The sequence below is a fragment of the Mesorhizobium sp. M0772 genome (assembly GCF_040320135.1).
GTDB lineage: Bacteria > Pseudomonadota > Alphaproteobacteria > Rhizobiales > Rhizobiaceae > Mesorhizobium.
In genome coordinates, this window is record NZ_JAMYPB010000012.1 from 127958 (window position 1) to 141264 (window position 13307).

Here is a 13307-nt window from a genome sequence, read left to right on the forward strand (position 1 = left end):
GATTGCGAGCCTGCATGCAGCTGACGCCATCGACGCCGCTTACGCTGGTCGGAATCCTGGCGTCCTTTCGACGTGCGTTTTCGGGCATCGTCCTGATGAGCGGGGTCGTCAACGTGCTGACCCTGACCGGCTCGTTCTTCATGTTGCAAGTCTATGACCGCGTCGTTCCGGGTCGCAGCGTGCCGACGCTGGTCGGCCTGGCGGTGCTTGCGGGAACATTGTTCGTGTTTCAGGGAGTGCTGGAGCTGATCCGCTCTCGCCTCATGGTGCGGCTGGGACAGGGGTTGGACGCAAAGCTGAGCCCGTCGGTCTATTCGGCGCTGATGCGCCTGCCGCTGCGCGCCAAGCCTTCCGGCGACGGGCTGCAACCCCTACGGGATCTCGATCAGGTCCGCTCCTTTATCGGCAGTGCCGGACCGACCGCTTTGTTCGACCTGCCATGGATGCCGCTCTATATCAGCATCTGTTTCATTTTTCATTTCTGGATCGGCGTTACCGCGCTTGCCGGCGCCGTTGTCCTGTTTGCACTGACGCTTCTGGCCGAATTCCGGACCCGCGGCCCGACAAGGATCGCCGGACAGCACGCGGCCGTTCGCAGCACGTTGGCCGAGGCGACAAGGCGCAATGCCGAAGCCATGCAGGCCATGGGTTTTGGCGGGCGTATCGCCGAGCGGTGGTCTGCCGTCAATGCCGAGTACCTGAACGCCCATGCGGCGGCCAGCGATGTCGCGGGAACGCTTGGCACGATTTCCAAGATCCTGCGGTTGATGCTGCAATCGGCAATGCTGGCGATCGGCGCTTATCTGGTCATCCAGCAAGAGGCGACCGGCGGCATCATGATCGCAAGCTCGATCATGATGGGCAGGGCGCTGGCTCCGATCGAACTGGCGATAGCGCATTGGAAGGGTTTCATTTCAGCGCGGCAAAGCTGGGCACGCCTGAACCAGCTTCTGTCCGCGCTGCCGGAAGGCGCAACCGGCGTGACCCTGCCCGCGCCTGTCAGCGCGCTGGCGGTCGAGAATGTCAGTGTCGCGCCGCCGGGCGAACGCACGCCGGTGGTGTGGGATGCAAGTTTTTCACTGGCCAGGGGAGCGGGCCTGGGGGTCATCGGCCCGAGTGCTTCCGGCAAATCATCGCTGGTGCGTACGCTTGCAGGTGTCTGGCTGCCGGCGCGCGGCGCCGTGCGGCTGGACGGCGCGACGCTTGACCAGTGGCCGGCCGACGAGCTGGGTAAACATATCGGCTATCTGCCGCAGGATGTGCAGTTGTTCGACGGCACGATTGCGCAGAACATCGCCCGCTTCGACCCGGATGCGTCGTCCGACATGGTGCTTGCGGCAGCCAAGGCCGCCGGCGTGCATGATCTCGTCGTGCATCTGGCCGACGGTTACGACACGAAGGTTGGCGAAGCCGGCGCCTCGCTGTCGGCGGGGCAACGGCAGCGTGTCGCCCTTGCCCGCTCTCTCTATGGCGATCCGTTCATGGTCATCCTGGACGAGCCGAATTCCAATCTCGACTCGGAGGGTGAAGTGGCCTTGGCCGCAGCGATCCAGGGCATCAGGGAACGCGGCGGCATCGTTATCGTCGTCGCGCACCGGTCCAGTGTGCTGGCCAATGTCGATACGGTGCTGGTGATGGCCAATGGCCATGTGCAGGCCTTCGGTCCGAAGGACGAGGTGCTGAACAAGGTCTTTCGATCCGCCGCGCCGCTCAAGGTCGTTGCCGCCACGGAGAGAGGCGTTCCGGCATGAGCGAGGACAGATCCGCTTTGCATCATCGGCAGGTCCGCCGCTATCTCGTGGCCGGCGTTGCTACCTGTCTGCTGCTTGTCGGCGGTGTCGGCGGCCTGGCGGCAGTGACCAGGATGTCGGGTGCGGTGATCGCAGCCGGCCGGCTGGTGGTCGATTCCAATGTAAAGAAGGTTCAGCATCCGACGGGCGGCGTGGTCGGCGAGATCAGGGTGCGTGAAGGCGACCGGGTCAAGGCGGGCGATATTCTGGTGCGGCTGGATGAAACGACAACACGCGCCAATCTGGCGATCGTCTCAAAAGGCCTGGATGAGTTTTATGCACGGTTGGCGCGCCTGGAGGCGGAGCGTGACGGCAAGGACACGATCAGCTTTCCGGACGTTTTGACATCGCGGCGCGACGAAGCCGGTGTCGCCGAATCGATGGCCGGAGAACAATCGCTGTTCGATTTCCGGCACCAGGCGCGGTCTGGCCAGCGATCGCAATTGCGCGAACGGATCGCGCAGTTGAAGCAGGAGAGTGCCGGCCTGACCGAGCAGCTGCAGGCGAAACGCCGCGAGATCGAGCTGATCCAGATCGAGCTGGAAGGTGTGCGGTCGCTCTGGCATCGCAAGCTGATAGGAATCGACCGCATGACGGCGCTGGAACGGGACGCGGTGCGGCTCGAAGGCGAGCATGGCCAGTTGACCGCGGGAATTGCCCAGGTGAAAGGCAAGGCGTCCGAGATCGAACTGCAGATCATCCAGATCGACCAGGATCTTCGCAGCGAGGTCGCGACCGATTTACGCGATACCCAGGGAAAGATCTCCGAGTTCGTCGAACGCAAGGTAGCGGCCGAGGACCAGTTGAAGCGCATCGATCTGCGCAGCCCGCAGGATGGCGTGGTGCTGCAGTTGGCGGTGCATACGATCGGCGGGGTCATCACCCCCGGCGAACAGGTGATGCAGATCGTACCGGTGACGGACGACCTGACCGTTGAAGCGCATATCGCACCGCAGGATATCGACCAGGTGACGATGGGCCAGAATGCGATTTTGCGCCTGTCGGCCTTCAATCGGCAAACCACGCCGGAGCTGACCGGGACGCTGTCGCGGATCTCGGCGGATCTCACCATCGAAGAGCGCACCGGAGCAGCCTTCTATGTGGCGCGGGTGACGCTGCCGAAAACCGAGGTCGCCAAGCTGCGCGGGCTGGCGCTGGCGCCGGGCATGCCGGCCGAAGTGTTCTTCCCGACGGGCGACCGGACGATGCTTTCCTATCTGGTGAAGCCGCTGTCGGATCAGATCCAGAAAGCTTTCCGGGAGGAGTGAAGCCGCACCTTTGAGAGCTGAAGCCTCGGGACCGGCTGGTTGCCGGTCCCCAAGGGGTAGCCCCTACTCCGCCGCCTCGTAGCCGGCGATGCCCTTGATCTCGAGGAAATCCTCCAGCCCGTATTCGGCGTATTCGCGGCCGTTGCCGGATTGCTTGTAGCCGCCGAATGGCAGGCCGGCGTCCCATTGCGGATAGTTGATGTAGACATTGCCGGTGCGCATGCGGGCGGCGACTTCGCGGGCCTTCTGGATGTTCTTGGCCTGGATGTAGGACGCCAGCCCATAGACGGTGTCGTTGGCGGTGCCGATCGCCTCTTCCACTGTGTCGTAAGGCATGATCGCCAGCACCGGTCCGAAGATTTCCTCGCGTGCGATGCGCATGTCGGGCGTGACATCGCCGAACACGGTCGGGCGGATGTAATAGCCGCGGTTGAGTTCGGCCGGACGGCCAGGGCCACCGGCAACGAGCGTCGCGCCTTCATCTATGCCGGCCTGGATCAGGTCCTGGATCTTGTCGAACTGGATCTGGCTGACCACCGGGCCGAGCTTGGTACCGGCCGCATCGGCCGGGCCGACGGTCAATTTTTCGGCCGCCGTTTTGGCATAGCCGGCAGCCTCGTCGTGGCGGTCGCGCGGCACGAACATGCGGGTCGGCGCGTTGCAGGACTGGCCTGAGTTGCTGAAGCAGCCGGCGACGCCCTTGCTGACGGCCTTTTCCAGGTCGACATCGGGGAACAGGATGTTGGCCGACTTGCCGCCGAGCTCCTGATGCACGCGCTTGACGGTGTCGGCCGCCGCCTTGGCGACCAGGATGCCGGCGCGGGTCGAACCGGTAAACGACATCATGTCGATATCCGGGTGGCTGGACAGCGCCTGGCCAACGCCGGGGCCGTCGCCATTGACGAGGTTGAAGACGCCCTTGGGAACGCCGGCCTCGTCGATGATCTCGGCAAAGATGATGGCGTCGAGCGGGGCGATTTCGGACGGCTTCAGAACCATGGTGCAGCCGGCGGCAAGGGCGGGACCGACCTTGCAGGTGATCTGGTTCAGCGGCCAGTTCCACGGCGTGATCAGGCCGACGACCCCGATCGGCTCCTTGACGATCAGCGACGAGCCCTTGACGTGGCGGAATTCGAACGACTTCAGCACCTCGGCCATCTTCCGCAGATGTGCCAGGCCGATGCCGACCTGGCTGTCGAGTGCCATCTGGCGCGGCGCGCCCATCTCGCGCGATACGGCCAGCGCCAGATCGGCGCTGCGCTTCTTGTAGACCTCGATTATGCGGTTGAGGATATCCAGGCGCTCCTCGACCGAAGTGAAGCCGAATGTCTCGAAGGCGCGCTTGGCGGCCGCAACCGCCTTGTCAACATCGGCCTTTGAGCCGAGCGAAATCTGCGCGAAAACATCTTCGTTTGACGGGTCGATGACGTCGAGTGTGCTGGGCACGACAGGATCGACCCACACGCCGTCGATATAGAACTGCAGATTGTGTGACACGGGCTTCTCCTCGGGGGATTTCTGAATTGATGGGGGGCGATCGCCAGATCGTCGTATCGGTTCAGGGATAACGATGGGGCAAGAGCGATGTCAAACGCAAGGGCGGGCGATTGAGCCTACGGCTTCAGAAGCGTGTGCCCCGCCGCGACCAGAAGCCCCCTTGCCGCGGCTTCATCCTTGGCTTTGACGAGCAGATGGTCACCATCGAAGGTGGATACCAGAAAAATGCCGAGTTCGCTTTCCGACAATGGCTTTATCACCGACAGGACGATGCCGGTTTCGTCGAAGGCAAAGGGACCTTGGAGTTTCAGGGCGACCCAGTCCCTGTCATGCTTCACCCCGTCCGGCACCCGATCCTGCAGGCAGACAACCGAAAGCTCGTCGTCGGTCCTGGTAATGCTGACGAAGCCCGGTCCTTCGGCCCAGCCGGGAATGCTGTCTTTTGCTTCGAGGCGCGAAACCGCATACCGCCCCGTGAGCGGCTTCAACCGGACCCTGACTGCCATCCGATCCTCCCTGTTATCGGCCATCACCCAGTTTCTTGCTCATATAGACCGTCATGCCGCCCATGAACGGCTCCTCCCGGTCGATCGTATAGCCATGCCATTTGTACAACAACACATTGGCCATGAAGGCGCCATTGGTCAGCAGGCGCAGCTCGAAGCAGCCGGCCTCCAGCGCCTTCTGCTCCGCCCGTTCCAGCAACAGCCGGCCGATTCCCCTGCCCTGCGCCTGTGGCGCGACGCAGACATTCTCGATCCAGAGATGATCGTCGGCCGGCATGGTCTCGATCATGCCGACGATGCGGCCATTTTCGATGGCGAGATCGAACGGATGTTCGGCGACCGCCTTGTCATAGTCGGCGCGCATCGGCAGCGGCTCGCGGCCGATCAGAGGCACCCATTTGGCATAGGCGGCACGCACAATGTCCTTGATGGCGGCAGCGTCCGCCGGTTGGGCCGGCCGAAACAGGATGGAAGAATTGGACATGGCAAAGGCTCCAGACATGAAAACCCCGCCGGCAGACGTCGCGGGCGGGGCTGGAACGAACGAAGCGATTTAGTGTGCCGGTCTTTGTCGTCGCGCCTTGCCGCTCCGCACTGTGCAGAGGCGACGTCGCTGGGCGATGGCGAGCGAGAAAATGGACATGACGCCACGCTGGAGTGCAAGACGCAGAGCGTCAAGCTGCATAACCGAGCCAGTCATCATGTTTGCATGGCACAGGCTAGATTGAAGGCATTGCCGACCGTTCGCAAAAATCGATCATTTCAACAAAAACAATTCGTTGGAAAGATCGATTCTGGAATGACATTCTCCTGAGGTACTTGCGTGGAGAATTGCATTGTCTTCCGCCGCCCAGCTAGCGAACGATGTTCCGATCAGCATGATTTCCGCCGACCTGGCCGTGGGCCGGAAGCGGCTCGGTTCCGTGTGGAATGGCGTCATCCCCGGGATCGTGCTGGTGGCGATGATTACGGGGGTGGCCTTCTCGGCCCATAATGTCTCCGGCTTCGCGCTGTTCAGCCCGATGATCCTCGCCGTCGTCGCCGGCATGATCTATTCCAACGTGCTCGGCACGCCCGCCCACGCCAAGGCCGGCATTGCCTTCTCGCAGAAGCGCCTGCTGCGCTTTGCCATCGTGCTGCTCGGCTTTCAGCTGACGCTCGGCCAGGTCGTCTCCATCGGCGCCGGCGGCGTCGGCATCGTGGCGCTGACCCTTGGCGCGACCTTCGTCTTCACCATTACGCTTGGCCGGCTGATCGGCGTCGACGCCAAGCTGGCGCAGCTGATTGCCGCCGGCACCTCGATCTGCGGCGCTTCGGCGATCGTTGCCACCAACATCGTCACCGATGCGCGCGACGAGGACGTCACTTATGCCGTCGCCTCGATCACGCTGTTCGGCACCGTCGCCATGCTCGGCTTTCCGCTGCTGGCGCCGGTGCTGGGCCTCGACCAGCACGCATTCGGCCTGTGGGCCGGCGCCTCGATCCACGAGGTGGCACAGGTCATCGGCGCCGGCTTCCAGAACGGCGCCCAGTCCGGCGAGATCGCCACCGTCGCCAAGCTGACCCGCGTCGCTATGCTGGCGCCGATGGTCATCGCGCTCGGCCTGATGGCGCGCCGCAAGAGCAATGGCGATCGCCCAAGCGACCAATCCGGTGCGCGGCCGCCGATGCCGTGGTTCGTCGCCGCTTTCATCGCCGTCGTGGCGCTGAACAGCCTGGTTGCCGTGCCGGCCGAAGTGAAGTCGGCCATGGCGTTCGCCACCACCATCATGCTGACCATGGGGCTCGCCGCCATGGGTCTGCAGGCCAACATTTCGCAGCTGCGCTCGCGCGGCCTTCGCCCGCTGGCGCTCGCCTCCTGCGCCTTCCTGTTCATCGGCTGCTTCAGCCTGATGCTGGTGAAGTTCGCTTAATCCTCGAACGAACTCGCCGCGACATAGATCGCGGCAAGCGCCTCGATGCCGGCCTGGTCGTCCTTGTCGAAGCGGCCGGGCGTCGGGCTGTCGAGGTCGATCAGGCCGAAGACGCCGTCATTGTCCCTCAGCAGCACGACGAGTTCCGAGCGCGAGTCGGCGTCGCAAGCGATGTGGCCGGCAAATTCATGCACATCCTTGACCAACATCGACATTTCGAGATCGATGGCGGTGCCGCACACGCCCTTGCCGACGGCGATGCGCACGCAGGCCGGCTTGCCCTGGAACGGTCCAAGCACCAGCTCCTCGTCCGACGCCAGGAAATAGAAGCCGGCCCAGTTGAGATCGGGCACCATCTGGAAGATCAGCGCCGATGTGTTGGCGGCGTTGGCGACGGAGTCGCTCTCGCCTTCCAGCAGCGCCTTCAACTGGGTGGCCAGTTCGCGGTAGAAGGCCGGCTTGTCGGTGCTGTCGATGGTCTGGGCCGCAAACATGGCGTCGTCTCCATTGCCGGCGGGGCAAAAAGCCCGTTACATTTCCTGTCTGCCACCAATGACGCTCCCAGGAAATACACAATTGTGAATACCGACCGTGCCAGCCAAACACACGACCGGGCGCAACCCGCAGCGAGCGAAGGTCCCCTCACCTTCGCCGTTCTGGTCTTTCCCGGCTTTCCGATGATGGCGTTCAGTTCGGTGATCGAGCCGTTGCGCGCCGCCAACGTGCTGGCCAAGCGCGAGTGCTATCGCTGGGTGATCGTCGGCGCCGACCAGGGCACGGTCGAGGCATCCAATGGGGTTGTCATACAACCGGGATTCTCAGCGTTCGGCGCGCCGAAGGTCGATCGCATCGTCGTCTGCTCGGGCGGCAATGCGGACTTGCTTGTCGCCGAGGACGCGGTTGCCTGGATCCGCAGGAGCCTGCGCGCCGGCGCCCATATCGGCGCGGTGGCCGACGCCGCCTTCTTCCTCGCCAGGGCCGGCCTGCTCGACGGTCATGCCTGCACCTTGCACTGGACCAGCCAGGCCGCCTTCACCGAGGCCTTCCCGGATATCGAGCTCCGGCGCGATCTCTATGTCATCGACCGCAAGCGCTTCACCTCGGCCGGTGGCGTCGGCAGCCTCGACATGATGCTGGAGATCATCACCAACGATTATGGCGGCGAGCTCGCGGCGGGCGTTGCCGAATGGTTCGTGCACAGCCCCTTGCGTTCGAGCGTCGACCGCAAGCTGATGCCGCTCAGGCTGCGCACCGGCGTCCAGAACGAACTGGTGCTGTCGGCCATCGCCATCATGGAGGATGCGGTGGAAGAGCGGCTCGGCATGACGGAGCTGGCGGCAAGGCTCGGTGTCTCCTCCGACAAGCTGGAGCGCAATTTCCGCACCGAGCTCAGCATTTCGCCCAACGGCTACTACCGTCGCCTCAGGCTGCGGCGCGCCGCCGACCTTCTGGCGCATTCGACGCTGATGGTGCGAGACGTGGCGCTGGCCTGCGGCTTCGCGTCCATGTCAAGTTTTGCCCGAGCGTTTCGCGAGGAGCATGGGCACGCGCCGAAGGCGATGCGGCGGCATTAGAGGGCGCTGCGCGCTAACGCGGTGAGATGCTGGCGGGACAGCGCCCCCCTCTGTCCTGCCGGACATCTCCCCCACACGGGGGGAGATCAGATGTCGCCTCGGCTTTCGCCAATCACCAACGTTGCAGGGCGAGCGGGACGCGAAAGCTGCTAATCTCCCTCCTTGTGGGGGAGATGTCCGGCAGGACAGAGGGGGGCGCGAAGGATCGCAACATTGCCCTTTGTATCCATGCCCTTCTTGCGGCATTTCGCACGACACCTGCGGATTCTCGCACAGACATTTTTCGGCGCATGGCTATGGTCTAGCCCTTCAGGAGGCGCACCCAATGAGCATCGTCGTTTTCGACCCCGACAGCACCGAGGATGTGGATTTCAAGGACCGCATGCGCCACCCGGTCGCGGCTGACTCGGCCGGTGGCATGTGGCTGTCGGACACCGAGCCGTCCTTCATCGATGCCGACGCGCTGCGCAAGGGTCGGCTGGCGAAACTGCGCGGCTGGATGCGCGAGGCGGGCTATGGGGGCGTCGTATTGTTCGACCCCTACAACCAGCGCTATGCCACCGGCTCGCGCAACATGTTCGGCTATTTCCTGCGCAACTCGACGCGGTATTTCTTCATCCCGACCGACGGGCCGATCGTGCTGTTCGAATACCCGCAGAGCTACCATGTCTCGATGGTGCTCGACACGATCGACGAGGCGCGGCCGTCCAAGCTGGTATGGTCTTCGGTGTCGGGCCGCGACGACGAAACCGCCGGCCCCTTCGCCAACGAGATCGCCGAGCTTTTGACGAAGCACGGCGGCGGCTCGATGAAGCTCGGGCTCGACCGCTGCAGCCATTTGCAGGCGCTGGCACTGGAAAAGCGCGGCTGCGACGTCAGGGATTGCCAGGGCGAAATCCTGGCGGTGCGGGCGGTCAAGACGCCCGAGGAAGTCAAATGCCTGCAGGTGTCGATGGCGGGTGCGGAAGCCGCCGTCTACGCCGTGCGCGAGGCGATAAAACCCGGCGTCTCCGAAAATGAGCTGTTCGCCATCATGTATGGCGAGGTGATCCGCCAGGGCGGCGAGTTCATCGAGACGCGGCTCCTCACCTCGGGACAGCGCACCAATCCGTGGTTCAACGAGGCCAGCGGCCGCAAGATCCGGCCGGGCGAGCTTCTGGCGCTCGATACCGATACGATCGGCTGCTATGGCTATTATTCCGATTTTTCGCGCACCTTCCGCTGCGGGCCGGGCAAGCCGACCGGCTATCAGAAATCGCTCTACCGCATGGCGCACGACCAGGTTCAGCACAACATTTCGATTGTCAAACCTGGCATGGCGTTTCGCGAGATCGCCGAAAGAGCGTGGAAAATCCCGGACCGTTTCGTCGACCAGCGCTATACCTCGGTGATGCATGGCGTCGGCATGCATGGCGAGACGCCGTTCATAGCGCATGCCATGGACTATGAGACCTATGGCCGCGACGGTTTTGTCGTGCCCGGCATGGTGGTGAGCGTGGAAAGCTATATCGGCGAGAAAGGCGGCCGCGAGGGCGTCAAGCTGGAAGACGAGATCCTGATCACCGACACCGGCACCGAGCTTCTGTCGCGCTTTCCCTACGAGGATGAATTTCTGGAGAAGCAGGTTTGATCGCAGCGTCCCTCACTAACGTCAGCGCGGTATCGCAAACCTTCGGGAATAGTCGCGGCAGCTATGCCTTCGTCATCCTAGGGCGAAGCAAGGAGCGCAGCGACGCGGCGCAGACCCTAGGATCCATGCCGGGACTCATCCGCGCCGCAACGGTACAAGTTCTGCTCCGCCGCACTCTCCGACCAGCGTCACGGCATGGATCCTCGGGTCTCCGCCACGGAGCTTCGCTCCTGCTTCGCCCGTGGATGACGAAGGTGGGGAGGCACCGGCCAATCACCACTGTTTGCGCGACTTCGCTGAACGGAATGGCGGCGGTCGCGAACCCAGGCCCGTCCACATGAAAAGCCCCATCTCGATCAAACGCGGCGCGGTCGCCGCGGCGTTCATCGACCTCCAGGAAGAGCATCGGCAGGACAAGCGCTATCTGGTCGAAGGTTTTGGCGAGGTGCTTGCCAACGTCCAGCGCCTGCAGGCGGCGGCGCGGCGCAACTTCGTGCCGCTCTATCACTGGGCCTATGTCGTCGATACCGCCAAGGCGCGTCCGTTCCATCCGCTCGACGCCGACGGCAAGTCTGCCTTTTCCGACAAGACCGATCCGCTGACCGAGATTTGCCATGAGGTGGCGCCCGCGGCCGGCGAGACGATGCTGGTCAAAACGCAGGCCAGCGCCTTCGGCGCCGGACCTGCCGCAACCGAACTCAAGGCGCGCGGCATCGAATGGCTGATCGTCGCCGGCGTCTGGACCGAGGCCTGCATCGACGCCACCGTGAAGGACGCGGTCGCATCCGGCTTTCGTGTGCTTCTGGTCAAGGATGCCTGCGGCAGCGGCAGTGCCGCCATGCACCAGACCGCCATCCTCAACCTTGCCAACCGGCTCTATGGCGGCGCCGTCACCAACACGATAGACGCGTGCCGGCTGATGGCGGGCGACACCGTCGATGCATGGCGGGTCGAGGGCTCGGTGCCGCTGCGCTTCACCTTTGAAAACGCCGAACGGCTCTACGGCGAGCTCTGAGAGATGGGCACGGTCCACAAGCTCAAGATGGCCAGGCGGGGGAAATACGCCACCCTGCTCGATCCGGCACTGTGGGGTTATATCGACCTGGTCAATGACTGGTTCCCACCCGAAATCGCCGAACTGCCGATCGCCGAGCAAAGGTCGGTCTATGATGCGATGTGCCGCGCCTTCCATCAGGGTTATCCCAAGGGGGTTTCGGCCAGCGACGGCATCATCGCCGCCCCTGCAGGGCACGCCATCCCGATCCGCTACTATCGGATGGCGGGCAAGCCCGTGCGCGCCGTCATCGTCTACTATCATGGCGGCGGCTTTGTGCTTGGCGGGCTCGACAGCCATGACGACATCTGCGCCGAAATCTGCGCCGGCACCGGCTTCGACGTTGTCTCGGTTGGCTACCGGTTGGCGCCGGAACATCCCCACCCGGCCGCCTTCGACGACGCGCTGACCGTGTTCGAATGGGCGGCGGTGACAACGGACCTGCCGATCGTGCTCGTCGGCGAAAGCGCCGGCGGCAACCTTGCCGCCGCGGTCGCCCATGCGTCGCGCCGCCACCCGCGCCGCGCGGTTGGCCAGGTGCTGATCTATCCCGGCCTCGGCGGCGACGAGAGCGCCGGCTCCTATGTCGAACATGCCGAGGCACCGCTGCTGACGCTGCGCGACATCGCGTTCTACCGCACCATTCGCTCCGCACCGGCACAGTCGCCCGACGACCCGACTTTTTCGCCGCTGAGCGACAATGACTTCTCCGGCTTGCCGCCGACTGTCATCATCACCGCTCAATGCGATCCGCTGTCATCGGACGGCGAGACCTATCGCGACCGCATCGTTGCGGCAGGCGGCCGCGCCTGGTGGTATGAGGAGCCCCGCCTCGTGCACAGTTTTCTGCGTGCCCGCAAAAATGTTCCGCGCGCCGGCGAGGCGTTCGTGTGCACGCTTGCAGCCATCGCCGCCGTCGCCGTGCTCGGCAAGAACGACTGGCCATATTGAGGCGGCGAAGCGCTGATCTCCCCCTCATGGGGGTTGAGGAGTGGTCCGCGTAGCGGATGGAAAGCCAATTGCTTGGCTTTCCGAACGACGAAAGCCGGCAGGCCAGAGGGGGGCGCGAAGGATCGCGGCCCTTCAATATCCTAGATCAACGCAACGATTATCTGCGATGATACTCCAGTCGGCAGACGGGATGGCGGGACAGCGCCCCCCTCTGTCCTGCCGGACATCTCCCCCACAACAAGGGGGGAGATTGGCAGTCTACCTCTGCGGAGTGGTGCACAAGAATTGCGGAAAAGAGAACATTTCCCGGTGTCGGCCCGCTTTATCATCACCTGCTCAGGCAACGGCGCCTCGGCGATCGCATCCGCCCCCAGCGGAAGCGGACCGTCGGGGCGCCCAACAAAAAAGGGAACGACGATGAAATTCATGCTGACCGACCGTAATTTGCACCCGCAGGCGAAGCCCGTTGCCGATGATTTCAGGAAGGGCGGTGTCAACCGCCGCGAATATCTCGCCATCATGGCCGGCTTTGGCGTCAGTGCCGCCGGCGCGCTGGCGCTGGGCGGCCTTTCCCCTTCGCCTGCCCGGGCCGAAGAGCCGAAACGCGGCGGCACCTTGCGCGTCGCCATGAACGTCAAGGGCTTCAAGGATCCGCGTACTTTCGACGGTGTCGAAATGTCCAATGTAGCGCGCCATTGCAACGAATATCTGGTGCGCTGGAACCGCGACTTCACCTTCGAGCCGTGGCTGCTCGAAAGCTGGGAAACCAGCGACGACGCCAAGACGCTGACGCTTCATGTGCGCAAGGGCATCGCCTGGTCGAATGGCGACGCCTTCAACGCCGATGACGTCATCCACAATCTCAGCCGCTGGTGCGATGCTTCCGTCGCCGGCAATTCGGTCGCCGCGCGCATGGGCGCGCTGATCAATGCCGACACCAAGAAGCCGGTCGATGGCGGCATCGAGAAGGTCGACGACTTCACCGTAAAGCTCAATCTGCCGAAACCCGACATTTCGCTGATCGCAGGGATGGCCGACTATCCCGCGCTGATCATGCACCGCTCCTATGAGGGCGGCGACGACCCGATGAAGGCGCTGGCGATCACCACCGGCCCCTGCGAAGT

The 13307-nt window shown here is 63.7% G+C and carries 12 protein-coding genes; 8 read left to right on the forward strand and 4 right to left on the reverse strand.

Features of this window, described 5'->3' with window-relative positions; genetic code table 11:
- The first annotated feature begins 14 nt into the window (after positions 1-14).
- Together NKI06_RS11455 and NKI06_RS11460 are read left to right on the forward strand one after the other, a co-directional pair.
- Positions 15-1751 carry a type I secretion system permease/ATPase gene (locus NKI06_RS11455; RefSeq protein ID WP_352985314.1) on the forward strand — a complete coding sequence of 579 codons (1737 nt, stop codon included), beginning with the start codon at positions 15-17 and terminating at the stop codon, positions 1749-1751.
- Positions 1748-3058: an HlyD family type I secretion periplasmic adaptor subunit gene (locus tag NKI06_RS11460; RefSeq protein ID WP_352985316.1), complete on the forward strand. Its 1311-nt coding sequence runs from the start codon at positions 1748-1750 to the stop codon at positions 3056-3058. Before NKI06_RS11455 ends, NKI06_RS11460 begins: the two co-directional genes overlap by 4 nt.
- Before the next feature lie 63 nt (positions 3059-3121).
- Here NKI06_RS11460 and NKI06_RS11465 read toward each other — a convergent pair whose 3' ends face one another.
- From NKI06_RS11465 to NKI06_RS11475, 3 genes are all read right to left on the reverse strand, one after another.
- A complete protein-coding gene (locus NKI06_RS11465) occupies positions 3122-4555 on the reverse strand; it encodes an aldehyde dehydrogenase family protein (RefSeq protein ID WP_352985318.1) in 1434 nt (477 codons plus the stop codon).
- A 116-nt stretch (positions 4556-4671) separates the two neighbouring features.
- Positions 4672-5061 carry an ACT domain-containing protein gene (locus tag NKI06_RS11470; protein WP_352747868.1) on the reverse strand — a complete coding sequence of 130 codons (390 nt, stop codon included), beginning with the start codon at positions 5059-5061 and terminating at the stop codon, positions 4672-4674.
- Between the two features lie 13 nt (positions 5062-5074).
- Complete coding sequence (locus tag NKI06_RS11475; RefSeq protein ID WP_352985321.1) at positions 5075-5545, reverse strand: GNAT family N-acetyltransferase; 471 nt, start codon at positions 5543-5545, stop codon at positions 5075-5077.
- Positions 5546-5939: 394 nt separating this feature from the next.
- Here NKI06_RS11475 and NKI06_RS11480 point away from each other — a divergent pair, with 394 nt between their 5' ends.
- A complete protein-coding gene (locus tag NKI06_RS11480) occupies positions 5940-6974 on the forward strand; it encodes a YeiH family protein (protein ID WP_352985322.1) in 1035 nt (344 codons plus the stop codon).
- Here the strand turns inward: NKI06_RS11480 and msrC are convergent.
- Entirely contained in the window at positions 6971-7468 is a 498-nt protein-coding gene (gene msrC, locus NKI06_RS11485; RefSeq protein ID WP_023689662.1) for a free L-methionine (R)-S-oxide reductase MsrC, read from the reverse strand. The two genes, NKI06_RS11480 and msrC, sit on opposite strands and share 4 nt — an antisense overlap.
- Positions 7469-7651: 183 nt before the next feature.
- Here msrC and NKI06_RS11490 point away from each other — a divergent pair, with 183 nt between their 5' ends.
- From NKI06_RS11490 to NKI06_RS11510, 5 genes are all read left to right on the forward strand, one after another.
- Complete coding sequence (locus NKI06_RS11490; protein WP_352985330.1) at positions 7652-8548, forward strand: GlxA family transcriptional regulator; 897 nt, start codon at positions 7652-7654, stop codon at positions 8546-8548.
- A 325-nt stretch (positions 8549-8873) separates the two neighbouring features.
- Entirely contained in the window at positions 8874-10178 is a 1305-nt protein-coding gene (locus tag NKI06_RS11495) for a M24 family metallopeptidase (protein ID WP_352917112.1), read from the forward strand.
- Between the two features lie 337 nt (positions 10179-10515).
- Positions 10516-11193, forward strand: a complete 678-nt coding sequence (locus NKI06_RS11500; RefSeq protein ID WP_352520893.1) for an isochorismatase family protein — start codon at positions 10516-10518, stop codon at positions 11191-11193.
- A gap of 3 nt (positions 11194-11196) precedes the next feature.
- Positions 11197-12183, forward strand: coding sequence for an alpha/beta hydrolase (locus tag NKI06_RS11505; RefSeq protein ID WP_352520894.1), 987 nt, complete (start codon positions 11197-11199; stop codon positions 12181-12183).
- A gap of 417 nt (positions 12184-12600) precedes the next feature.
- The coding region (locus NKI06_RS11510; RefSeq protein WP_352985326.1) for an ABC transporter substrate-binding protein at positions 12601-13307 on the forward strand (707 nt) is incomplete at its 3' end.